The organism is Roseiarcus fermentans (genome assembly GCF_003315135.1).
Lineage (GTDB): Bacteria > Pseudomonadota > Alphaproteobacteria > Rhizobiales > Beijerinckiaceae > Roseiarcus > Roseiarcus fermentans.
This window is the reverse complement of record NZ_QNRK01000017.1, coordinates 14,577-37,243: the sequence shown is the minus strand read 5'-3', so window position 1 is coordinate 37,243 and position 22,667 is coordinate 14,577. Positions and strand designations below refer to the sequence as shown.

Below are 22,667 nucleotides of genomic sequence, written 5' to 3'. Positions count from 1 at the left end.
GCGATGATGAGCAAGTGGATTGTGACCGCGTCGGTTCTGGGCGGGCTTGCCGCCGCGGTTCCCGCGCAGGCGATGCCGTTCTCCGCCCTTTCCGACGCCCAGCCGGGCGTCACGCTGATCGCCCAGGGCTGCGGCCCGGGATGGTTCCGCAACCCATGGGGGCGCTGCGTCCCGATGGGGGCGCCGGCGCCCTATTATCGGCCCTATCCCTACGCCTATGGGCCCCGGCCTTATCCTTACGCCCGACCCTACCCCTACGGCCCGCATTGCTGGTGGCGCAACGGCGTGCGCGTCTGCAGGTAGGACGGCCCGGCCTCGCGCGGGGGGCGGGCCCGTCGCGGCCGCCCCGAAGCGACCCTTCACGCCGCCGCGCTCGGTCGCGCCTTCAGCGTTTCGTGCCATCGGCTCAGCTGGCCGAGCTCGGGCGGGATCGCGATCCGGGCGGGTCTGGCGAAATCCAGCGCCACCAGCCCGGTGATGTCGGCCACGGTGAAGCGGTCGCCGGCGACGAACGGCCGGTCGGCGAGCATTCGATCGAAGATCATCATGTTGCGCAGCGCGCGGGTGCGGTTGGCCGCCGCCCAGTCGGGAATCTGTGGATCCTCCATCTTCGTCATCGCCGGGTGCGAGTGGCGGAACGCCTGCGCGATCGGCAGCAGGAGATGCCACTCGACGCGCCGCTGCCACATCTCCACCATCGCCCGCTCGAGCGGCGTCGCGCCGAACAGGTTCGGCTCGGGGTGCAATTCCTCGATGTAGCGGCAGATCGCGATCGATTCGCCGATCACTTCGCCGCCGTCGAGTTCGAGCGCCGGAATGACCTGGAACGGATTGACGGCCGAATATTCGGGGGCCTTCTGTTCGAGCTTGGCGAGATCGACTTCGATTCGCGGGATCGCCACGCCTTTTTCCGCGAGAAAGACGCGCACCCGCCTCGGGTTCGGCGCGAAGTTGGAATTGTACAGTTTCATTGTCCCTCCCTGCCGCAAGGTCCGGGAAACCGTAACCGACTTTTCGAAGAAAATCCCGGGTCGCCACGACCCGCGTCAGCCCCTCGTTAAGCCCTTGGACAGCATGATCGGCGCGCGGTTGCGGGTTACAATGCGTGCCGAGTGTCATGAGCGAATGGAAGGCGAAGCGCTGGACGGGCGGCGAAGACAGTCCGGGGGTCGGCGCGGATCGGCGCGAGATCGGCGTCGATCCGTGGCGGGCGCGCCGGATTCGGTCTGGGCCGGGGGCGCCGCGCGGGCGCTTCGCCCGGATCCATCGCGACTCCGCCCTTCTCGTCGGGCTCGTCGCCCTCGGGGCCGCCGCTGTCGCGCTCGGCCTCGTCGGCGCGCCGGCGCTGGCGACGTGGGTGTTGGTCGTCTGCGCCGTCGGTCTCGTCACCGCCCTGCCGATCGCGCTTCTCGACAGCGGCGACACAGGCGGGAGCGCAGGCGTCTGGCGGCGCAGCGTCGTCGTGGCGACGGCCTTCTGCGGCTCGGCGTGGGCCTGGCTGATTTTTGCCCAACTGCGATCGCCCGATCCGGACGCGCCGGCTTTCGCCATGCTGGTGATGCTGCTCTTGTCGACCGTCCTGTCGCTGCTGGCCGCGACCATCCCGGCCGCGTTCGTGGCCGGCATGGCCCCGATGGTGATCGGCGTCGGCCTCGCCTGCGGGGCGCGCCGGGAGAACGCCGCGCTTCCCGTCGCCGCCATGACGATCGGCGTCGTGTGCGCCTGTCTCGTGGTGGTCCACCGCCTGCGCGCCGCCGCGGCGCGCAGCGTCTCGCTCCAGGCCGAGAAGGACGCGCTGATCGCCGAGCTCGAACAGGCCAGGCTCAATTCCGACGAGGCGCGGCGACGGGCGGAGAGCGCCAATCTCGCCAAGTCGCGGTTCCTCGCCACCATGAGCCACGAGCTGCGCACGCCGCTGAACGCGATCCTCGGCTTCTCGGAGGTGATGAAGGGCGAGATGTTCGGCCCGCACGGCGTCGCGTCCTACCGGGAATACTCCAACGACATCCACGTGAGCGGCCAGCACCTCCTCATGCTGATCAACGAGATCCTCGACCTGTCGCGGGTCGAGGCGGGCCGCTACGAGCTGAACGAGGAGGCGGTGTCGCTGCACGGCGTGGTGGAGGACTGCTGTCGCCTTTTGGCGATGCGGGCGAAAGGGCGCAACCTGACGCTGACCGAGGCCTTCGACAAGGCCTTGCCGCCCATCCGGGCCGACGAGCGGGCGGTGCGCCAGATCACCCTGAACCTGCTCACCAACGCCATCAAGTTCACGCCGCAGGGCGGCTCGCTGGCCGTCAAGGTGGGGTGGACCCATTCGGGGGGCCAGTACGTGGCGATTCGCGACACGGGCCCGGGCATCCCGCCGGAGGAAATTCCGGTCGTGCTGTCGTCCTTCGGGCGCGGCTCGCTGGCGCACAAGAAGGCCGAGGAAGGGTCGGGACTCGGGCTGCCGATCGTCAAGGGGCTCGTGGAACTGCACGGCGGACAGTTCCGGCTGACGTCGGAACCGCAAGAGGGAACCGAGGCGGTGGTCATCTTCCCGCCCGAACGCGTCATGAGCGCGCCGGCGGCGCTCGGGTCCGACGCGCTGCCCGAGCCGCAGCGCGGCCGCGGCGCGCGGCGCTGGCGCAGCGATCCGGCCGAGGCCGCGTGAGGCCTCAGGTCGACGCCTTCTCGCCGAAGCCGGCGGCCTCGACGGCGAGGTGGACCCGGTTCTGAAAGCCGGCGTCCTGGCCTTCGACCAGCAGCGGCGCGGCGTCCGCAACCGCCCGGCACACCGCCTCGACCCAGCCCAGCTCCGACTTGGCGAAATCGCTGAGCACGTAATTGTGCACCAGCGCCTTGTCGCCGGGATGGCCGATGCCGAGCCGGACGCGGCGGTAGTCGTTGCCGACATGCGCGGTGATCGAGCGCAAGCCGTTGTGCCCAGCGTTGCCGCCGCCGACCTTGACCCGCACCTTGGCGGGCGCGAGATCGAGTTCGTCGTGAACGACCGTGAGGGCGCCGACGTCCAGCTTGTGGAAGCGCAGGGCTTCGCCGACGCTGCGGCCGGATTCGTTCATGTAGGTCTGGGGGCTGAGCAGAAGCACGCGCTCGCCGCCGATCGTCCCTTCCGAGGCGAGGCCGGAGAAGCGGGCGCGAAACAGGCCGAAGCGATGCGCGGCGGCGATCGCCTCGAGGGCGAGGAAGCCGATGTTGTGGCGGTTGCGCGCGTGCTCCCTGCCCGGATTGCCGAGTCCCGCGACGACGAGCATGGCAAGCCCCCGAATGGTAAGCGGCGCCCTCGACCCGGCGAACGGGCGAGGGCGCGGCGTCTTACTTCTTGGCGGCGGGTTTCGCCGGGGCGGCGGCCTTGGCGGGCCCTGCGGCCTTGGCCGGGGCTGCGGCCTTGGCGGGGGCGGCGGCCTTGGCCGGAGCCGCGGCCTTGGCCGGCGCCGCCGCGGCCGGGGCGGCGCCGGACGCGGCCGGGCCCTCTTCCAGCATGACGGTCGGCGGCACGACCGTGACCACCGTCAGGTCGGTCTTGGTCGCGGCCGCCTTGCAGCCTTCCGGCATCTTGAGCGCGGAGATGTGGACCGAGTCGGAGAAATCGAGGCCGCTCAGGTCGACCGTGATCGCCTCGGGGATGTTGTCGGCCGGCGCCAGAACCTCGACGGTGTGAAGCACGAGGTTGACGGTGCCGCCCTTCTTGATGCCTGGTGAGGCCTCACGGTTCTCGACGTGGACCGGAACGCCGATCCGCACGCGCGAGCCGGCGACCAGACGCAGGAAGTCGACGTGCACGGGCCGGTCGGTGACGACGTCGAGCTGGTAGTCGCGCGGCAGGGCGCGCTCCTTGCGGCCGTCGATGTCGAGTTCGAAGATGGTCGTCAGGAAGTGTCCGGCGTAAATGAGCTTGTTGACGTCCTTGAAGTCGACCGAGATCGGTTCGGGCTTCATGCCGCCGCCATAGACGACGGCGGGAACGCGGCCTTCGCGACGAACGGAGCGGGCGGCCCCCTTGCCTGTCCCGCTACGCGCCACGGCCGCGAGTTGCTTGATCGCTGCCATAGGGATGTCCTTCGATGTTGGTCTCGCGCCACGCCTCCAGGGGTGTCGGAATCGGCGCGAGCCGCAGGCTATAGAGGAGCCCGCGCTGCGCCGCAAGATCCGGACCGGCGCGGGTCGGCGGCGGATCAGCCGGGCTCGGGCGTCGCGAGGATCGCGCTCAGCGCCCGGGTCAGGCTTTCGATGTCCGACTGCGAGCCGACGGTGATGCGCAGGAAGTCGTTGATCCGCGGCGCCGGGAAATGCCGGACGAGGACCGCGCGCTCCCGCAGAGCCGCCGCGAGCGATCGGCCGGAACGGCGCGGGTGGCGGGCGAAGACGAAATTGGCCGCCGACGGCAGGACGTCGAACCCCAGCCGGGTCAAAGCGGCGACGAGGTCGTCGCGGTTGCGCGTCACCGCCGTCAGCGAGCGCCGGAACCAGTCCTCGTCCTCGAGCGAGGCGATCGCGCCGGCTTGCGCCGCGCGTCCGAGCGGATAGGAGTTGAAGCTGTCCTTGACCCGCGTCAGCGCCTCTACCAGCCCGGCGTCGCCGATGGCGTATCCGACCCTGAGGCCCGCGAGCGCGCGCGACTTCGACAGGGTCTGGACGACGAGGAGATTGGGGAATTCGCCGATCAGCGGGATGGCGGTTTCGCCGCCGAAGTCCACATAGGCTTCGTCGATCACGACGGCCGACTCGGGCCGCCCGGCGGCGAGCCGCGCGACCTCGGCGCGCCCGATGGCGACGCCTGTGGGCGCATTGGGATTGGCGACGATCACCGGGCCGGGACGCTCGAAGTAGTCGTCGACGCGCACGCGGAAGTCGGCGTCGAGGGGGACCGTCTCGTGCGCGATCCCCAGGAGCCGGCACCAGACCGGATAGAAGCTGTAGGTCACGTCGGGGAAGCGAACGGGGGACGGCTGCTGCAACAGCGCCGCGAAAGCGTGAGCCAGAACCTCGTCCGAGCCGTTGCCGACGAACACCTGGTCGGGCGCGACCTCGTGACGGCGCGCCAGCGCCTCGCGCAGGCGGGTCGATCGCGGGTCCGGATAAAGGCGCAGCGCGTCGCCGGCGGCGGCCAGGATCGCTTCGGTCGCTTTCGGCGACGGACCGAACGGGCTTTCGTTGGTGTTCAGTTTCACGAGGCCCGGAATCTGCGGCTGTTCCCCGGGCACGTAGGGCTCGAGGTCGCGGGCGCGCTGCGACCAGAGTGGGCTCACGCGATCCTCCTCGCTCGTCCGGACTCCCATGGCGCGCGCGCTCATCCTTCCCCCGGGGCCTCCGGAAAAATGCGGGTGACGTGGCCCATCTTGCGGTCGGGGCGGACTTCCAGCTTGCCGTAGAGGTGCAGGCAGAGATCGGGCTGGGCGAGAATGTCGCGCCAGTCTTCGGCGTCCTCGCCGATCAGATTGTGCATCTCGGCCCGGCCGCGGCGGGTCGCCGCGCCGAGCGGCCAGCCCGAGATGGCGCGGATGTGCTGCTCGAACTGCGAAGTCTGCGCCCCGTCGAGGGTCCAGTGGCCGGAATTGTGGACGCGCGGCGCGATCTCGTTGACCACCAGCCCCTCGCGCCCGTTCCATTCGCGCGTCACGAACAGCTCGACCGCGAGCACGCCGACATAATCGAGCGCTTCGAGCACGGTGGTCGCGATCCGCCGCGCCTCGAGCGCCGTCTCGGGCGCGACGCGGGCCGGCGCGCGGGTGCGGGCGAGAATGTGCCGCTCGTGCTCGTTCTCGGCCAGATCGTAGGCGACGATCTCGCCTTCGAGACTGCGCGCCGCCACCACCGAGACTTCGCGCTCGAAGGCGACGAAGCCTTCGAGGATCATCGGCGCGCCGCCGAGCGCGCGATAGACGGCGGAGACGTTCGAGCCCTCGCGGATCAGCGACTGGCCCTTGCCGTCGTAGCCGAACCGACGGGTCTTGAGGATCGACGGGCGGCCGAGCTCCGCCACCGCGCGGGCGAGCGCGCCGGCGTCGTCGACGGCGACGAAGGGCGCCGTCCGCAGCCCCGCGTCGCGCAGAAACGTCTTCTCGACCAGCCGGTCCTGCGTCAGGGCGAGCGCCCGCGCGCCGGGACGCACGGGCACGCGCGCGCTCAAAAATTCGACGGTGGCGGTCGGCACGTTCTCGAATTCGTAGGTCGCGACGTCGACCGAGCGGGCGAAGGCCTCCAGCGCCGCCTCGTCGTCGAATGGCGCGATCGTCCGCGCGGCCGCGGCGTCGTAGGCCGGGGCTTCGGCCTCGGGCGCGTAGATGTGGGTGCGCAGGCCCACCTTCAGCGCCGCGATCGCCAGCATCCGCCCGAGCTGGCCGGAGCCGAGAATGCCGATGGTCGCGCCGGGAGACAGGATCATGCGGGTCCCTCGACCGGAGGCGCGTCCTGCGGCCGCTCCGCGACGGCGGCGGTCCGCTCGGCGCGCCAGGCCTCGAGGCGGGCCGAAAGGCCTTCGTCGGACAGCGCCAGCACGCTGGCCGCGAGCAGCGCGGCGTTGACGGCGCCCGCTTCGCCGATCGCCAGCGTGCCGACCGGCACGCCCGCCGGCATCTGCACGATCGACAGCAGGCTGTCGTGGCCGCCGAGCGCCTTGGTCGGGACCGGGACGCCGAACACCGGCAGCGTGGTGAAGGCCGCGGTCATGCCAGGCAGATGCGCCGCGCCGCCGGCGCCGGCGACGATCACCTTGAAGCCTTCCGCCTTCGCGCCCTTGGCGAAGGCGACCATGCGATCAGGGGTGCGATGGGCGGAGACGATCCGCGCGTCGAAGCCCACGCCGAGCGCTTGAAGCGTCTCGGCGGCGCGCCGCATCACCGTCCAGTCGGACTGGCTGCCCATGATGACGGCGACGGGCCGCTGAACCCCGCTCATCCGCGCCTCCTGCCTGGCGAAGCGATCTCCATGGCTCGAAGCGATACAGGGAATACGCGCAGGGGCGCAAGCATCGGACCGGCGCCGTTCCCGGAAATCCTGAGGCGAAGCTCTTGACGGCGCAGCCGCGCTCTCCTAGACGTGTGCCCCATCTCGACAAAGAGGCGATGCGAGACGTGGCTATCCTTATTGTAAGTTCGGCGCTGGAGGACGGGCAGGCATAGGACCTGCATCCGACCGCTAGCGCATGCCCAAGGCCCCTCAGAGGGCCTTTTTTATTGCCTCGACATCCTCTCACACGCGTACGACGGACAAAGCGAAAAGGACTGGAAGACATGGCCAAGCAGATGACCGGGGCCGAAATGGTGGTCGAGGCGTTCAAGGACCAGGGCGTCGAGTACGTGTTCGGCTATCCGGGCGGCGCGGTTCTGCCGATTTACGACGCGTTCTTCATGCAGGACAAGGTCCGTCACATCCTCGTGCGCCAGGAGGGCGGGGCGGCGCATGCGGCCGAGGGCTATGCGCGCTCCTCCGGCAAGGTCGGCGTGCTGCTGGTCACCTCCGGGCCCGGCGCGACCAACGCCATCACCGGCCTCACCGACGCGCTGATGGATTCCATTCCGCTCGTGTGCATCACCGGCCAGGTGCCGACGCACCTGATCGGCTCGGACGCGTTCCAGGAGTGCGACACGACCGGCATCACCCGCAGCTGCACCAAGCACAATTACCTCGTCCGCCGGATCGAGGATCTGCCGCGCATCCTGCACGAGGCCTTCTACATCGCCTCGCACGGGCGACCCGGGCCGGTCGTCGTCGACATTCCCAAGGACGTGCAGTTCGCCACCGGCGCCTACACGTTCCAGCGCAACATCCAGCACAAGACCTACCGCCCGCAGCTCAAGGGCGACCTCGAGCACATCAAGCGCGCAGTCGCGATGATGGCCGAGGCCAAGCGGCCGATCTTCTACACCGGCGGCGGCGTGATCAACTCGGGCCCGCATGCGGCGACCCTGCTGCGCGAGCTGGTGCGCGCGACCGGTTTCCCGATCACCTCGACGCTGATGGGCCTGGGCGCCTATCCGGCCTCGGACAAGCAGTGGCTCGGGATGCTCGGCATGCACGGCTCTTACGAGGCGAACCACGCCATGCACGATTGCGACTTGATGATCTGCGTCGGCGCTCGTTTCGACGACCGCATCACCGGCCGCGTCGACGCCTTCTCGCCGAAGTCGAAGAAGATCCACATCGACATCGACCCGTCGTCGATCAACAAGACCATCAAGGTCGAGGTGCCGATCATCGGCGACTGCGCCCACGTGCTCGAGGACATGGTCCGGCTGTGGCGCGGCGGGCAACGGGCCGACGCCGCCGCGCTCGAGAAATGGTGGGAGGCGATCAACGGCTGGCGGGCGCGCGACTCGTTCGGCTTCCGCAACTCGACCCAGATCATCAAGCCGCAGCACGCGGTGAGACGGCTCTACGAGCTGACCAAGGGCCGCGACCTCTACATCACGACCGAGGTCGGGCAGCATCAGATGTGGGCGGCGCAGCACTTCCACTTCGAGGAGCCGAACCGCTGGATGACCTCGGGCGGTCTCGGGACGATGGGCTACGGCCTGCCGGCGGCGATCGGGGCCCAGCTCGCCCATCCCAATTCGCTGGTGATCGACATCGCCGGCGAGGGATCGATCCAGATGAACATCCAGGAAATGTCGACGGCGATGCAGTACCGCCTGCCGGTCAAGATCTTCATCCTGAACAACCAGTATCTGGGCATGGTGCGCCAGTGGCAGGAGCTGCTGCACGGCAATCGCTATTCCGAAACCTACATGGAATCGTTGCCGGACTTCGTGAAGCTCGCCGAGGCCTACGGCGCGCACGGCATCCGCTGCTCGAATCCGGGCGATCTCGATGATGCGATCAAGGAGATGATCGACACGCCGAAGGCGGTCATCTTCGACTGCATGGTCGACCAGAAGGAGAACTGCTTCCCGATGATCCCGTCGGGCAAGGCGCACAACGAGATGATCCTGAACGAGCTCGGGGACGACGCCGGCGTCGATCTCGGCGCCATCATCGACGAGAAGGGCAAGATGCTGGTGTAATCCCTCGCCCGCTTTGCCGGCCATCCCGGGGGAGGGCAGGGCGAGGGCGTTCGAGACGAGCCCTCGTCCGGCCGGCCGCCTCCGGTCGCCCCTCGGGTCAATCCCCGGGGGGCGCGCTTTGCCCCGCAAGCCCGGCAGGGATTGCGCCTTTCCGTCGGTCGAGAAGAGACCCCCGATGTTCAGCCTCTCCGAGCTTCGCCAGGCCCACGACCTCGTGCGGCGGTTCCTGCCGCCGACCCCCGCCTTCGCCTGGCCGCTGCTCGCCGCGCGCCTCGGGGCCGAGGTCGTGGTCAAGCACGAGAACCACCAGCCGACGGGCGCCTTCAAGGTGCGCGGCGGCCTGACCTGTTGCGACGCGCTCAGCCGGGGCGCGCCGCGGGTCGAGGGGATCGTTTCCGCGACCCGCGGCAATCACGGCCAGAGCCTCGCCTTCGCCGCGCGACGCTTCGGGCTCGCGGTGACGATCGTCGCGCCGCACGGCAATTCGGCCGAGAAGAACGCCGCCATGCGCGCCTTCGGGGCGGAGCTGATCGAGCACGGGGCGGACTTCCAGGCGGCGCGCGAGGAGGCGATGCGGCTGGCGGGGGCGCGCGGGCTGCACGCCGTCCCGGCGTTCCACGTCGACCTCGTGCGCGGCGTCGCCACCTGGGCGCTCGAGCTGCTCACGGAACGGCCCGACCTCGATGTGCTCTATGTCCCGATCGGCCAGGGTTCGGGGATCTGCGGCGCCATCGCCGCCCGCGACGCGCTCGGCCTCCGGACCGAGATCGTCGGCGTCCAGTCCGCCGGCGCGCCCGCCTACGCGCTCTCGTTCGAGGCCGGGCGGGCCGTTTCGACCACGCGCGCCGACACCCTCGCCGACGGCGTCGCGACGCGCGCGCCCGACGAGGAGGCGGTGGCGATCATCGCCCGCGGCGCCGCGCGCGTCGCGCTCGTGACCGACGACGAGATCGCCGGCGCGATCCGCGCCTATTGGACCGACACCCACAATCTCGCCGAAGGCGCGGGCGCAGCGCCGCTCGCCGCGGCCCTGAAGGAGCGGGCGCGTCTGGCCGGCCGCAAGGTCGGGCTCGTGCTGTCGGGCGGCAACATCGACTTCGATCTCTTCCAACGCTGGGTCGCAAAGGCGCCGGAGACCGCCGCGGCGGCCTGAACATCAATCCGGGGCGCCGTTCGAAGGGCGTCTCATTCGACGAGGACGTTCATCACCATGGTCAAGACACATGCCGCGCCGCTCTCCCCGTACTCGACCGCGCCGCACCGATCGCACGTCGAAACGCACACGCTGTCGGTGCTGGTCGACAACGAGCCCGGCGTGCTCGCCCGCGTGGTCGGCCTGTTCTCCGGCCGCGGCTACAATATCGAGAGCCTGACGGTCGCCGAGGTCGCCCACGAGCGCCACCTGTCGCGCATCACCATCGTCACCTCCGGCACGCCCGAGACGATCGAACAGATCCGCCACCAGCTCGAACGGCTCGTGCCGGTCAATTCGGTCAAGGATCTGACGCTGACTGTGCGCGCGATCGAGCGGGAGCTGGCGATGATCAAGGTGCGCGGCCGGGGCGAGAATCGGGTCGAGGCGATGAACCTCGCCGAGGCCTTTCGCGCCAAGGTGATCGACGCGACGGTCGAGAGCTTCATCTTCGAATTGACCGGGAATCCGCAGAAGATCGATGATTTCGTCGACCTGATGCGCCCGTTGGGACTGGTCGAGGTGTCGCGCACCGGCGTCGCCGCGATCTCGCGCGGGCCCGAGCCGATCTGACGAGGCTGGCCACGGCGGCCGACAGCGGCGCCGCCCGGGCCGGGCGGGTCGCCGGCGGGGCTCGGGAGCGCGGCGCCGGGCCGACGTTCCTGGCCCGGCAGCCCTCTACGGCGCCATCGTCACCGGCGCGCCGACGACGACGCGGTCGTAGAGGTCGATGACGTCCTCGTTCAGCATGCGGATGCATCCGTAGGAGGCGGCCGCGCCGATCGAGGCGCGCATCGCCCGGCTCGTGCCGTGGATCGCGATTTCCGGGCGATCGAGCGTGATCGCCCGCGCGCCCATCGGATTCGTCGGCGCGCCGCCGGCAATCATCTCGGGCAGCGCGGGGTGGTCGCGTCGGACCGACTCGGGCGGCGCCCAGGCGGGTTCGACGAATTTGGCCATGACCCGCGCCGTTCCGCTCCATTCCATGCCTCGCTTGGCGACGGCGACCGGATAGACGATCGCCCGTCCCCGGTCGGTCACGAGATAGAGCTTTCGCGCCGACTGGCTGATGACGATCGCACCGGGCGGGAAGGCTTCGGAGAGCGTGGCCGGCCGTCCGGCGGCCGCCGTCGTTTCCGGCGCGACGGCGAGAAGAACGCCGAGGCCCGCGCAAAGAATTGCCATGCCGCGCACGCCGCCGCCTCCGTTTCGCGCGACCGACGGCGTCATCGGGGCGAAGCGGAGGCGCGGGTGCGAAAAGGGGGAACGGGGCGAACGGGCCGCCCCGTCGATGGACGCTAGGCCGGGACCGGGACCGGGACCGGGACGGGGACCGTCCGCCTCGGCGCCACGGCCGCCGCCTTGTCGTAGATGGGCTTGCCGGTCTTGCTCTTGGTGACTCTGGCGGGCGGGATGACCTTCGCCGGCTTGCCGTCGATGGCCGCCCAGAAGTCGCGCATGCGAGGCAGGATCTCGTTGCGGAAACGGGAGCCGTTGAAGATGCCGTAATGCCCGACGTCCAGTTGCAGGTAGTGGGTCTTCATCGAGTCGGGAATGTTGACGCACAGGTCGTGCGCCGCCTGGCTCTGGCCAATCCCCGCGATGTCGTCCTTCTCGCCCTCGATGGTCATCAGGGCGACCCGGCGGATCGTCGAGCAGTCGACGGTCTGACCGCGGTGCTTCAACTCGCCCTTGGGCAGGGCATGCTGGATGAACACCTTTTCGATGGTCTGCATGTAGAAGGCGGCGTCCATGTCCATCACCGCCAGGTACTCGTCGTAGAAGTCGCGATGTTTCTCCGCCGAGTCGCCGTCGCCTTCAACGAGGTGGTTGAACATCTCCATGTGCGCGTTGACATGGCGGTCGAGATTCATCGCCATGAAGCCGGAAAGCTGCAGGAAGCCGGGATAGACCTGCCGACCCATGCCCGGATAGGGGAAGGGCACTGGATGCAGCACGTTGCGGCGGAACCACTCGATGCCGCGCTTCTCGGCGAGCTTGTTCACTTCGGTCGGGCTGCGACGGGTGTCGATCGGGCTGCCCATGAACGTCATGCTGGCCGGCACGTTCGGGTCGCCGTTGGCCTCCATGATCGCGACCGCGGCGAGCAGCGGGACGCCCGGCTGGCAGACGCCGAGGGTGTGAGTCCCGGGGCCGAGGTGCTCCATGATCAGCCGCAGGTAGTCGATGTAATCGTCGAGGTCGAAAGTCCCGACCGCCACCGGAACCAGACGCGCGTCCGTCCAGTCGGTGATGTAGATGTCGCAATACGGCAGCAGCGCTTCGACCGTCCCGCGCAACAGCGTCGCGTAGTGGCCGGACATGGGCGCCACGATCAGCAGCTTCGGCTGGTCCTCGGCGTGAGGAAAGTCCGGGCGGACGAAGTGCAGCAGGTTGCAGAACGGCCGGCTCCAGACGACGTCCTCGAGAATTGGATAGACAACGCCGTCGACTTCGATCTCGTCGAGGCCGAAGGTGGGCTTGCCGTATCGCCGCGTCATCCGCTCGAACAACTCGGCCGCGGCGGAAATGTTCTTGCCGACCGTGGTGTTGGACAAAGGGTTCCACGGATTGCGAAAAACGAAGTGCATCGTGTCCGTCACCGCCCGCGCCGGGGCGAGCGAGGCGTGCACCATTTCATACATCTGGTACGAATAGGATCGAAACATCGAGCGATTCCCCGGGTCAGTTTCTGGCCCGCCGTTTCCCATATCGTTATACGTAACTATCGACGGCCAAGTTTTCAATCGAGCTATAAGGCTAATGCCGCGGCCCGACGTCTCGGTCGCGGTCGGCCGATGCGTGCGCGATCAATGTCGATCCGCGGCCGCCGCGGCGCTTCGAAGCATCGCGGCCGCGCTTGGCTGTGTCGTGTCAGGAAAAATATCTACCGGCCGCCCGGGCCAGGCCCACACATCCCGCCCCGGCGCCGCGCGGCAGGCGGGCTTCTCTGCATGGGCGAGAAGGCGGCGACGAACGGAGTCGCGCCGCCGCAACGCTCACACCTTCGCCTTGCTCTTCAGGTCGACGCCGGCGTCGGCGAGCGCCGAGGCCAGTTCGCCCGACTGGAACATCTCGCGGGCGATGTCCGCGCCGCCGACGAACTCGCCCTTGATGTAGAGCTGGGGAATGGTCGGCCAGTTGGCGAATTCCTTCACGCCCTGGCGGATCTCCTCGTCCTCGAGCACATTGACGCCGTGGATCGGCGCGCCGAGGTAATCGAGGATCTGAACGACCTGACCCGAGAACCCGCACTGCGGAAACTGCGGCGTCCCTTTCATGAAAAGAACGACCGGATGCTCGGCAATCAGCGTCTCGATCCGTTCACGTGCATTCGCCATGGCGTTCAATCCTTTCCGGAGCGGAGGTCAAGGTCCCGCCCGTTCACCGTGCTAAGATATAGAGCCTGCCCGCGCGCCCCGCCAGCGCGCCGAACTGGAAAAATTCACCCCCCCGTCGCGCTCATGTGCCGCTCGACGGCGGGCCGTGCGGCGCGTGCGATGACGAAATCGTGACCCTTGGGCTTGCGCGCGATCGCGGCGCGGATCGCGGCGACGAGCGGCGCGTCCGATTCCGAGCGGCGCAGCGGCTCGCGCAGGTCGGCCGCGTCTTCCTGGCCGAGGCACATGTAGAGCGTGCCCGTGCAGGTCACCCGGACGCGGTTGCAGCTCTCGCAGAAGTTGTGGCTGAGCGGGGTGATGAAACCGAGCCGGCCGCCGGTTTCCTTGACGTCGACGTAGCGGGCCGGGCCGCCGGTGGCGTAGGCCGAGGGCGTCAGCGTCAGGCTCTCCTCGAGGCCGCGCCTGAGCTCGGTCAGCGGCATGAACTGGTCGGCGCGGTTCTCGTCCATCGCGCCGAGCGGCATCACCTCGATGAAGGTGATGTCGAAGCCGCGGCCGTGCGCCCAGTCGACCAGCGCCCGCGCTTCGCCGTCGTTGAACCCCTTGAGCGCGACGGCGTTGATCTTGATCCTCAGGCCCGCCGCGGCTGCGGCGTCGATGCCCCTCATCACGGTCGCGTGGTCGCCCCATCGGGTCACCGCCCGGAACTTCGCGGGGTCGAGCGTGTCGAGCGAGACGTTGATCCGCTCGACGCCGCAATCGGCGAGCTCGCGGGCGTGGCGCTCGAGCTGCGAGCCGTTGGTGGTCAGCGTGACTTCGTCGAGCCCGCCGCCGCCGAGGCGCCGTCCGAGGCTGCGGAACAGCGCCATCACGTTGCGCCGGACCAGCGGCTCGCCGCCGGTGATGCGCAGCCGGCGGGCGCCGAGCCGCACGAACGCCGAACACAGCCGGTCGATCTCCTCGAGCGACAGAATATCCCGCTTGGGCAGGAAGTTCATGTCCTCGGACATGCAGTAGACGCAGCGGAAGTCGCAGCGGTCCGTCACCGAAACGCGCACGTAGGCGATGCTGCGGCCGAAGGGATCGACGAGGGGCGCTTCGGGAGGCGGCGAGACAGCGTTCATCGGCCGAAAATAGGGGCGCCGGCGGCCGAAAGAAAGGCGTCCGCCGCGCGAATCAGCGGCGGACGCCACAGAAAAATCAGCGGGTGACGACGACCCGGGCGCCGACCTTGGCGCGGCTGTAGAGGTCGATCACGTCGTCGTTGGTCATGCGGATGCAGCCGGACGACACCGCCTGGCCGATCGTGTCGGGCTCGTTCGAGCCGTGGATGCGGTAGAGGGTGCCTCCGAGGTACATGGCGCGCGCGCCGAGCGGATTGTCGATCCCGCCCGCCATATGGCGCGGCAGGTCGGGACGGCGCTTGAGCATTTGCGGGGGCGGCGTCCAGTCCGGCCACTCGCGCTTATTGGCGATGTGGGTCGCGCCCGCCCAGGAGAAGCCGGGGCGGCCGACGCCGACGCCGTATTTCAGGGCCTGATGGTCCGGCAGGACGAAATAGAGCCGCCGCTCGCTCGTCTTGACGACGATCGTACCGGGCGCCTCGGCGCCGTCGAACGAGACGGTCTCGCGCGGAACCGGCTGGGCGACCGGCTGCAACTGGGAATCGAGCGCATTGGCGAAGGCCGGCGCGGTCGCAGCGCTCAGCAACAGGCCCGCCACTGCGGCGGCTCGAACAAGGATACGGCGCATCAGGTTCCCCGACTTTTGACTTGCCCCGGCGGCGCGTGGAAGGTCGCGACGCCGTGGACCGTAGCGTCGCAAGTATGGCGAACGGACGTCGACGCGCAACGCTTTCAAACGCGCTTCCGCCGCAAATTCAGCATTTTGCGTTATATTGTGGCGAACCGGCCACGAATCCCGGCGCGGTCGGCGCGGCGATCACGCAGAGTTGACCGGCGTCGCGGCGAGCCGCCGCCCGCGCGCGTCGAAAACGTGGATGTCCTGGGCCGGGGCGGACAAGGTCACCGATTCGCCCGGCGCCGGCGTGTCGCGCCCGCGGATTTCCGCCACCATCAGCCTGTCGTCGGCCCGGCGCACATGGGCGAAGGAGGCTTCGCCGAGCCTCTCGACGAGCTCCACCATCCCCGAAGTCGAGAACGCCCCGGCGCCTTGCCCCAGATGCTCGGGCCGCACGCCGAGCGTCAGGTCGTCGCCGGGAGAAAACGTCGCCGCCGGCACGGCGACCGAGCCGATGCACGGTCCGGTCACCAGCGCCTCGCCGCCCTCGATCCGCTCGACCCGGCCTGTGAAAAAATTCATCGCCGGCGAGCCGATGAACCCGGCGACGAACAGGTTCGCCGGCTCGTAATAAAGGTCGAGCGGCTTGCCGACCTGTTCGATCCGTCCCTGGTTCATCACCACGATCCGGTCGGCGAGCGTCATCGCCTCGATCTGGTCGTGGGTGACGTAGACCATGGTCGCCTTGAGCAGCCGATGCAGGCGAGCGATCTCGACCCGGGTCGAGACGCGCAACGCCGCGTCGAGGTTCGACAGCGGCTCGTCGAACAGGAAGACGTCCGGTTCACGCACGATCGCGCGGCCGATCGCCACGCGCTGCCGCTGCCCGCCCGACAGGTCGCGCGGATAGCGCTTGAGCAGCGGTTCGAGGCGCAGCATGCGCGCCGCCTCGGCCACGCGCCGCTCGCGCTCGGCCGCCGGAACGCCGGTGAACTTGAGCCCGAAGGTCATGTTCTTCAGCACGTCCATATGCGGATAGAGCGCGTAGGACTGGAACACCATGGCGATCCTGCGCTCGGCGGGGGCCAGCGCATTGACCTTGCGCTCGGCGATGTAAATGTCGCCCGAGGTCGGCGCGTCGAGGCCCGCGATCATCCTGAGCAGAGTCGACTTGCCGCAGCCGGACGGGCCGACGAGCACGAGGAACTCGCCGTCCTCGATCGCCAGGTCGACGTCGACCAGCACCTTCGTCTCGCCATAGCTCTTGTTGAGCGCGTCGATATGCAGTTTCGCCATGGCGCGGGCCCTACTTGACCGCGCCGGCGGTGAGGCCGCTGATCAGTTGACGGGAGAAGATCACGTAGATCGCGACCACCGGCAAAATCGCCATCGACAGCGCCGCGAGCACCGCGTTCCAGTCGGTGATGTACTGGCCGAGAAACTGCTGCACGCCGAGCGTGATGGTGTGGGTCGAATCCGACGAGGTCAGGATCAGCGGGAACCACAAGTCGTTCCAGATCGGCACGATGGTGAAGACCGCGACGGTCGCGATCGCGGGCCTGAGCAGCGGCGCGATCACCTCGAAGAAGATGCGCGTCTCGGGCACCCCGTCGCAGCGTGCGGCGTCGCGCAGATCCTTCGGGATCTGCTGGATGAATTCGCTCAGGATGAAGATCGCCAGCGGCAGCCCCTGCGCGATGTAGACGAGGATCAGCGCCGTCAGCGTGTCGTTGAGCCCGGCCGCGCGCATCATCTTGAGAATCGCGACCGATCCCAGCCGGATCGGCACCATGATGCCGATCGACAGGAACAGCGCCAGCGCCGTCGAGCCGCGAAACCGGTATTCGGTCAGCGCCCAGGCCGCCATCGCGCCCAACAGCAGCACGAGGACCATGCTCGCCAGCGTGACGATCAGCGAATTGCCGAAATAGGTGACGACGTGCGAGGCGTGGAACACCTTGGCGTAGCCGACCAGCGAGAAGGTGTCGGCGTTCGGGGGCGCGAGCGGCGCGCCGAAGATCGCCTTGCGCGCCTTGAACGAGTTCATCACCACGAGCAGGATCGGCCCGATCGCGATGAGGCTGTAGGCGATCAGGATGACGTGGACGCCGAGCGTCTCGGCGCGCTGCTTGAGCATCGAACCCCCTAGAACGCGTAGCGCCGCATGCGGCGCTGGATGACGAACAGGTAGAAGCAGACGCCGACGAGGATGATGAAGAACATCACCGTCGCCACTGCGGCGCCCATGGTCGGGTTGCCGAGCTGCAACTGGTAGCCGAAGAAGGTGCGGTAGAAGAACGTGCCGAGGATGTCGGAAGCGAAATTCGGCCCGGCGAGCGCGCCCTTGACCGAATAGATGAGGTCGAAGGCGTTGAAATTGCCGACGAAGGTCAGGACCGACACGAGCCCGATGGTCGGCAGCACCAGCGGCAGCTTGATGTGCCAGAAGATGCGGAAGTTCCCCAGTCCGTCGACGCGGGCGGCGTCGACGAGCTCGTCGGGAATGTTGAGCAGCGCCGCATAGATCAGCATCATCGGAATTCCGACGAACTGCCACACCGAGATCAGCGCCAGCGTCGCCAGCGCCGTCGAGGGCAGGCCGAGCCACGGCGCGAACCAGCCGCCGAGGCCGACCGACTTCAGCGCCCCCTCGGCTACCCCCCACAGCGGCGACAGGATCAGGTTCCAGGAAAAGCCGACGATCACCACCGACAGCATGGTCGGCAGGAAGATCGCCGTGCGGTAAAGGCTCTTGAACCGGATCCCCGGCAGGCTGAGCAGCCCCGCCAGCGCAATGCCGATCGGGTTCTGCACCGCCATGTGGACGGCGAAGAAGATCAGGTTGTTCCAGGCCGCGTTCCAGAATGGCTTCGACCACACCGAATCCGCGAGCAGGGTGACGAAATTGGCGAGGCCGACGAAGGCATACGCGCCCGCGCTGTCGGTCGTGTAGGTCGCGAGCGCCATCGTCGCGATCAGCGGGTAGATGGAGAACAGCGTATAGACGGCGACCGACGGCCCGAGGAACAGCGCCATCAGCGCGAGGAATCGTCCTCGCGGCATGGAAGCGACCACCTGGGACATGGGTTCGGCCATCGGTCCTCTGCTGCCGAGTGGCGCGCGTTGTAGGGCGGGGTCGCCGACCCCGCCCAGGGCGCGCTCAGCGAGCGCGCCTTACAGCGCTCACTTCGCCGGCTTGTACCATTTGTCGAGGTCGGTCTGCACCTGCTGGCCGGCCGCCTCGGGCGTCATCGCGCCGTTGATCACCTGCGCCGAGACGTTCCAGAGCTCGTTCTCGAGGTTCGGCGTGCCGCGGTTCAGGATCTGGTAGGAGTTGCGGATCGTCGACTTGCAGGTGGCGCGCCAGCCGAGCATGTCGGCCGCGAGCGGGTCCTTGATCGTGACCTTCGCCTTGCTCAGCGGGAAGAAGCCGGGCAGCGCGTTGGCGTAGAGGTCGGCGAACTCGGGCGTCGAAAGCCACTCGAGAAACTTCTTCGCGTCCTCCTTGTTCTTCGACGCCGCGTTCAGCCCCATGCCGATGTCGGTATGGTCGGAGATGTAGCACTCCGTGTCGCCGGCCGGCAGCGGCGGCGGGAAGGCGCCGATCGGGAACTGCGCGTCCTTGCGGAAGGTCGAGATGTCCCACGACCCGGCCGGATAGATCGCCGCCTTGCCGAGCGAGAACAGATTCTGGCTGTCGGCGGACTTTTGCGCCTGGAAGCCGTTGCCCATGTAGGGCGCCCAGGTCGCGAGCTCCTTCCACACCGCGATATAGTCCGGGTCGGTGTACTTCTCTTTGCCGGAGATCAGCGCCTCGCGGCCAGTCTCGCCCTTCCAGTAGTTGGGCCCGATGTTCTGGAAGCCCATGGTGGCGGCCTCCCACTGGTCGGCGGTGCCCATGTCGATGGGCGTATAGGTCCCGTCCTTCTTCAGCTTGTCGAGGATGTCGTGGAATTCGGCCATGGTCTTGGGCGGCTTGGCGCCGATCTTCTTGAAGGCGTCCTCGTTGTACATGAAGCCGTGAATCACCGAGGCCATCGGCATGCAGAACGTGACCTTGCCGTCGTCGGTCGACCAGGCGGCCTTGGCCACGTCGGGGAAGTTGGCGAGACCCGCGAGGTCGTCGAGGCCGTCGAGCTGATGCTTCTGGTAGAGCTGGAGCGAGGCGTCGAACGGCCGGCAGGTGATGAGGTCGCCGGCGGTGCCGCCATCGAGCTTGGCGTTCAGCGCGGCGTTGTACTCCGCCGGCTGGGTGGCCGAGAACTCGACCTTGATGTCCGGGTAGTGCTTGTTGAACGTCGGGATGATGGTGTTGTTCCAGATGTCGGCGTCGTCGTTGCGCCAGCTTTCGATCTTGAGCGAGCCGGCGTGCGCCGCGGCGAGCCCGGCGGCGAGCGCGACCACGGCGGCGCCGCAGCGCATCCATGCGAGACCAATTTTCATACTGTCCTCCTCCTCCGGCAGGCTTCAGGCCCGCCCATTTCGATCCGTCATTCGCTCCCGCGCCCCGGACGCGTCCGCGTCGCGCTGGGCAGCGCGCTGGCGGCCTCGCTGATTGCCTCGGCGCCTAAGGGCGCATAATCTTCAGCCGCACGCAACCGGCATTTCCCTGTCGGTTAACGGCCCGCCGCAGGCGGGCGTCGGAGCGGCGCGAGCGACCTGGTCGTCCTCGTTCCTTGGCGACGCGGACTCGGCGGCGAGGCGGGAATCGAGGGCGAACGGGACCGTGGCGAAGTCGCTGATGCTGGGGATCGACGCGGGCCTGACGCGGACGAAGGCCGCCCTCTTCGATCTCGACGCGGTCGGTCGCGAGGTCGCCGCCGCGGGCGTCGAGGGCGCGGTCTCGCGGCCGTTTCCCGGCGCCGCCGAGCGGTCGATGGACCAGGCGTGGACGGACGCGGCCGAGGCGGTTCGCGCCGCGCTCGCGTCGGCGCGCGCGAGCGGCGCCGACGTGGCGGCGGTCGGCGTCACCGGAGCGATGGTCGGCGTCTGGCCGATCGACGACCGCGGACGTCCGGTCCGCCCGGCGCTGCTGGTCGCCGATACGCGCGGGCAGGAAGCGATCGATCGCGCCGCGGCCAACGATCCCGATGCGCTCGATCGCATCTTTCGCAGCGGCGGCTGCGTCGTCGAGCCCGGCTGCACCCTGCCCGCGCTGCGCTGGCTCGTCGACCACGAGCCGGAGGCGATCGCGCGCACCCGCCGCGTCCTCTCCTGCAAGGACTGGCTGCGCTACCGCCTCACCGGCGAAGTGGCGGCGGACGTGACCGAGGCGGCGGTCGCCCCGGGCGACGCCCGCGCGCGGAACCGCTCGCCCGAGATGCTGCGCATCTTCGGGCTCGAAGCGCACGCCGACCTGCTGGCGCCGGTCCGCCCGTCGGAATCGATCGCCGGCGTCGTGACGGCCGCCGCCGCCGCGGAGACGGGCCTCCGCCCGGGGACGCCGGTCGCGATCGGCGCCGGCGACGTTCCCTGCAGCGCGATCGCGGCCGGCGCGGTCGACCCCGGCATGGCCTGTACGGTGCTCGGCACCACCTGCCACAACGGCCTCGTCGCCGGCGAGCCGGTGTTCGAGCCGCCCAACGTCGGCCTTCTGTTCACGATGCCCGAGCGGTTGTGGCTGCGGGTGATGGTCAATCTCGCCGGCGCGCCGAATCTCGACTGGGCGCTCGGCGCCCTCTTTCCCGATCTCGCCGCCGCCGATTCGGGCGCCTCCGTGTTCGACGCGCTCGAACGCATCGCCTCCGCCCGGCCGGCCGGCGTCGAAGGGCTGCTCTACCACCCCTATCTCAGCGAGGTCGGGCTGATCGCCCCGGTCGTGTCGCGCGGCGCCCGCGCCCAGTTCTCCGGCGTTCGCGCCGCGCACGGGCGGGCGGACATGCTGCGCGCGGTCTATGAGGGCGTCGCCTATGCGATCCGCGACTGCTACGCGGCGATCGGCCGGCCGATCGCCGAGATCCGCCTGGTCGGCGGCGGCGCGCGCAGCGACTTCTGGAGCCAGACGATCGCCGACGTGACCGACACGCCCGTCCTGACGCTCGAAGGCGGCGAGTTCGGCGCCAAGGGCGCGGCGCTTCTCGCCAGCGTCGCAGTCGGCCGGCGCCGATCCGTTCGCGAAGCGGCGCGCGAGGCCACCCTCGTCCGCCGGCGCTTCGAGCCAGACCCGGCGCGCGCCGCGATCTACGCGGAAGGGTTCGCGCGCTTCAAGGCCGCCCGGGAGGCGATCGTCGCGCTGCATCGGAGCTAGCCGTTCGGCGGACGCGCGGCGGAGGCGATCGCAGGCGCGCTGAGCCGCTCCAGCGCCCGCCCGTCGCCATCGAACAGATGGCACGCCTCGGGGGCGAAGCCGAGCGCGAGCGGCGACTGCGCCTCGACGGCCGCCGTTCCGTCGAGGATCGCGTCGAGGGCGAGGCCGGAGGCGGTGGTCAGCCGCACGCCGGTTTCCCGGCCGAGGCGCTCGACCAGTTCGACCGCGCCCTCGATCCGCACCGCCCCCGCGTGCGGCAGGGTGACGTGTTCGGGCCGCACGCCGAGCGTGGCGGCGGCGCCCGCCGTCAGCCGCGTCGGCCGGACCGGAACGCGGATCGGGGCGAGGTCGGCGTTGGTCACCGTGACGCCGGCGCTGTCGGTCGCCGTCACGTCGACCGGAAGGAAATTCATCCGCGGCGAGCCGATGAAGCCGGCGACGAACAGGTTCGCCGGGCGATGGTAGAGCTCGAGCGGGCTGCCGGCCTGTTCGACGAGCCCTCGATTCATCACCACGATGCGGTCGCCGAGCGTCATCGCCTCGACCTGGTCGTGGGTCACGTAGACCACGGTGCTGTGAAGCTCGCGGTGCAGCTTGACGAGTTCTGCGCGCATCGCGACCCGCAGCGCGGCGTCGAGATTGGACAGCGGTTCGTCGAACAGGAACACGCGCACGTCGCGCACGATCGCCCGCCCCATGGCGACGCGTTGCCGCTGCCCGCCGGAGAGCTGCGCAGGCTTCCGGTCGAGAAGCTCGCCGATGTGGAGCGAGGCGGCGACCGCCTGCACCCGCGCCTCGATCTCCGCCTTCGTCCGGCGCGCCATCTCGAGCGCGAAGGCGAGGTTCTCGCGCACCGTCATATGGGGGTAGAGGGCGTAGTTCTGGAACACCATCGCGACGCCGCGATCCTTGGGGTCGGCGTCGGACACGTCGCGACCGCCGATGTGGAGTTCGCCCTCGCTGAGGTCCTCGAGCCCGGCGATCGCGCGCAGCAGGGTCGACTTGCCGCAGCCGGAGGGGCCGACGATCACGGCGAACTCGCCGTCCGCGATGTCGAGGTCGACGCCGCGGATCACTTCCGCGGCGCCGAACCGCTTGCGAAAGGCTCTGATCGAGATCGCCGACATGTCAACCCCAGCCCG

22 protein-coding genes are annotated in these 22,667 nt (G+C 69.1%); 6 read left to right on the top strand and 16 right to left on the bottom strand.

The genetic code is table 11. The features are described from left to right. Window positions 1-6 precede the first annotated feature (6 nt). Window positions 7-303, top strand: a complete 297-nt coding sequence (locus tag DFR50_RS15865; RefSeq protein WP_245427829.1) for a GCG_CRPN prefix-to-repeats domain-containing protein — start codon at window positions 7-9, stop codon at window positions 301-303. A 56-nt stretch (window positions 304-359) separates the two neighbouring features. Here DFR50_RS15865 and DFR50_RS15860 read toward each other — a convergent pair whose 3' ends face one another. Further along, a complete protein-coding gene (locus DFR50_RS15860) occupies window positions 360-971 on the bottom strand; it encodes a glutathione S-transferase family protein (RefSeq protein WP_113890255.1) in 612 nt (203 codons plus the stop codon). A 146-nt stretch (window positions 972-1,117) separates the two neighbouring features. Between DFR50_RS15860 and DFR50_RS15855 the strand changes: the two genes are divergently transcribed. Next, entirely contained in the window at window positions 1,118-2,656 is a 1,539-nt protein-coding gene (locus DFR50_RS15855; protein WP_113890254.1) for a sensor histidine kinase, read from the top strand. 4 nt (window positions 2,657-2,660) lie between these two features. Here the strand turns inward: DFR50_RS15855 and pth are convergent, their stop codons facing one another. The 5 genes from pth to purE all read right to left on the bottom strand — a co-directional run bounded on the left by pth (window position 2,661) and on the right by purE (window position 6,900). Then, on the bottom strand, window positions 2,661-3,257 hold the full coding sequence (gene pth, locus DFR50_RS15850) for an aminoacyl-tRNA hydrolase (RefSeq protein WP_113890253.1): 597 nt from the start codon (window positions 3,255-3,257) through the stop codon (window positions 2,661-2,663). Window positions 3,258-3,318: 61 nt separating this feature from the next. Beyond that, entirely contained in the window at window positions 3,319-4,053 is a 735-nt protein-coding gene (locus tag DFR50_RS15845; protein ID WP_113890252.1) for a 50S ribosomal protein L25/general stress protein Ctc, read from the bottom strand. A 125-nt stretch (window positions 4,054-4,178) separates the two neighbouring features. Next, window positions 4,179-5,252, bottom strand: a complete 1,074-nt coding sequence (hisC, locus tag DFR50_RS15840; protein ID WP_113890337.1) for a histidinol-phosphate transaminase — start codon at window positions 5,250-5,252, stop codon at window positions 4,179-4,181. 41 nt (window positions 5,253-5,293) lie between these two features. Continuing rightward, on the bottom strand, window positions 5,294-6,388 hold the full coding sequence (locus DFR50_RS15835; RefSeq protein WP_210208923.1) for a 5-(carboxyamino)imidazole ribonucleotide synthase: 1,095 nt from the start codon (window positions 6,386-6,388) through the stop codon (window positions 5,294-5,296). After that, a complete protein-coding gene (purE, locus tag DFR50_RS15830) occupies window positions 6,385-6,900 on the bottom strand; it encodes a 5-(carboxyamino)imidazole ribonucleotide mutase (RefSeq protein ID WP_113890251.1) in 516 nt (171 codons plus the stop codon). Before purE ends, DFR50_RS15835 begins: the two co-directional genes overlap by 4 nt. A gap of 335 nt (window positions 6,901-7,235) precedes the next feature. Here purE and DFR50_RS15825 point away from each other — a divergent pair, with 335 nt between their 5' ends. The 3 genes from DFR50_RS15825 to ilvN all read left to right on the top strand — a co-directional run bounded on the left by DFR50_RS15825 (window position 7,236) and on the right by ilvN (window position 10,770). Continuing rightward, window positions 7,236-9,005 (top strand): acetolactate synthase 3 large subunit, encoded by a 1,770-nt coding sequence (locus tag DFR50_RS15825; protein WP_113890250.1) that lies wholly within the window; start codon window positions 7,236-7,238, stop codon window positions 9,003-9,005. A 175-nt stretch (window positions 9,006-9,180) separates the two neighbouring features. Continuing rightward, window positions 9,181-10,158: a threonine dehydratase gene (locus tag DFR50_RS15820; protein WP_113890249.1), complete on the top strand. Its 978-nt coding sequence runs from the start codon at window positions 9,181-9,183 to the stop codon at window positions 10,156-10,158. 57 nt (window positions 10,159-10,215) lie between these two features. Next, window positions 10,216-10,770, top strand: coding sequence for an acetolactate synthase small subunit (gene ilvN / locus DFR50_RS15815; RefSeq protein WP_113890248.1), 555 nt, complete (start codon window positions 10,216-10,218; stop codon window positions 10,768-10,770). 105 nt (window positions 10,771-10,875) lie between these two features. Here the strand turns inward: ilvN and DFR50_RS15810 are convergent, their stop codons facing one another. The 9 genes from DFR50_RS15810 to DFR50_RS15770 form a co-directional block, all read right to left on the bottom strand. After that, window positions 10,876-11,382 (bottom strand): L,D-transpeptidase, encoded by a 507-nt coding sequence (locus DFR50_RS15810; protein ID WP_210208931.1) that lies wholly within the window; start codon window positions 11,380-11,382, stop codon window positions 10,876-10,878. Between the two features lie 113 nt (window positions 11,383-11,495). Further along, on the bottom strand, window positions 11,496-12,866 hold the full coding sequence (locus DFR50_RS15805) for a polyhydroxyalkanoate depolymerase (RefSeq protein WP_113890246.1): 1,371 nt from the start codon (window positions 12,864-12,866) through the stop codon (window positions 11,496-11,498). A gap of 330 nt (window positions 12,867-13,196) precedes the next feature. Next, window positions 13,197-13,538 carry a Grx4 family monothiol glutaredoxin gene (grxD, locus tag DFR50_RS15800; protein ID WP_113890245.1) on the bottom strand — a complete coding sequence of 114 codons (342 nt, stop codon included), beginning with the start codon at window positions 13,536-13,538 and terminating at the stop codon, window positions 13,197-13,199. 104 nt (window positions 13,539-13,642) lie between these two features. After that, a complete protein-coding gene (gene moaA / locus DFR50_RS15795; RefSeq protein ID WP_113890335.1) occupies window positions 13,643-14,662 on the bottom strand; it encodes a GTP 3',8-cyclase MoaA in 1,020 nt (339 codons plus the stop codon). A gap of 76 nt (window positions 14,663-14,738) precedes the next feature. Then, the gene (locus tag DFR50_RS15790) at window positions 14,739-15,290 is read right to left on the bottom strand and encodes a L,D-transpeptidase (RefSeq protein WP_113890244.1); all 552 of its coding nucleotides are present in this window, start codon (window positions 15,288-15,290) and stop codon (window positions 14,739-14,741) included. 189 nt (window positions 15,291-15,479) lie between these two features. Beyond that, window positions 15,480-16,574 carry an ABC transporter ATP-binding protein gene (locus DFR50_RS15785; protein WP_113890243.1) on the bottom strand — a complete coding sequence of 365 codons (1,095 nt, stop codon included), beginning with the start codon at window positions 16,572-16,574 and terminating at the stop codon, window positions 15,480-15,482. Between the two features lie 10 nt (window positions 16,575-16,584). Next, window positions 16,585-17,415 (bottom strand): carbohydrate ABC transporter permease, encoded by an 831-nt coding sequence (locus tag DFR50_RS15780; RefSeq protein WP_113890242.1) that lies wholly within the window; start codon window positions 17,413-17,415, stop codon window positions 16,585-16,587. 8 nt (window positions 17,416-17,423) lie between these two features. Beyond that, entirely contained in the window at window positions 17,424-18,374 is a 951-nt protein-coding gene (locus DFR50_RS15775; protein ID WP_210208922.1) for a carbohydrate ABC transporter permease, read from the bottom strand. An 87-nt stretch (window positions 18,375-18,461) separates the two neighbouring features. Continuing rightward, window positions 18,462-19,721: an ABC transporter substrate-binding protein gene (locus tag DFR50_RS15770; protein ID WP_113890241.1), complete on the bottom strand. Its 1,260-nt coding sequence runs from the start codon at window positions 19,719-19,721 to the stop codon at window positions 18,462-18,464. A gap of 283 nt (window positions 19,722-20,004) precedes the next feature. Between DFR50_RS15770 and DFR50_RS15765 the strand changes: the two genes are divergently transcribed. Continuing rightward, window positions 20,005-21,525, top strand: coding sequence for an FGGY-family carbohydrate kinase (locus tag DFR50_RS15765; protein ID WP_113890240.1), 1,521 nt, complete (start codon window positions 20,005-20,007; stop codon window positions 21,523-21,525). Here the strand turns inward: DFR50_RS15765 and DFR50_RS15760 are convergent. After that, window positions 21,522-22,652 (bottom strand): ABC transporter ATP-binding protein, encoded by a 1,131-nt coding sequence (locus tag DFR50_RS15760; RefSeq protein ID WP_113890239.1) that lies wholly within the window; start codon window positions 22,650-22,652, stop codon window positions 21,522-21,524. The two genes, DFR50_RS15765 and DFR50_RS15760, sit on opposite strands and share 4 nt — an antisense overlap. Window positions 22,653-22,667: the final 15 nt, after the last annotated feature.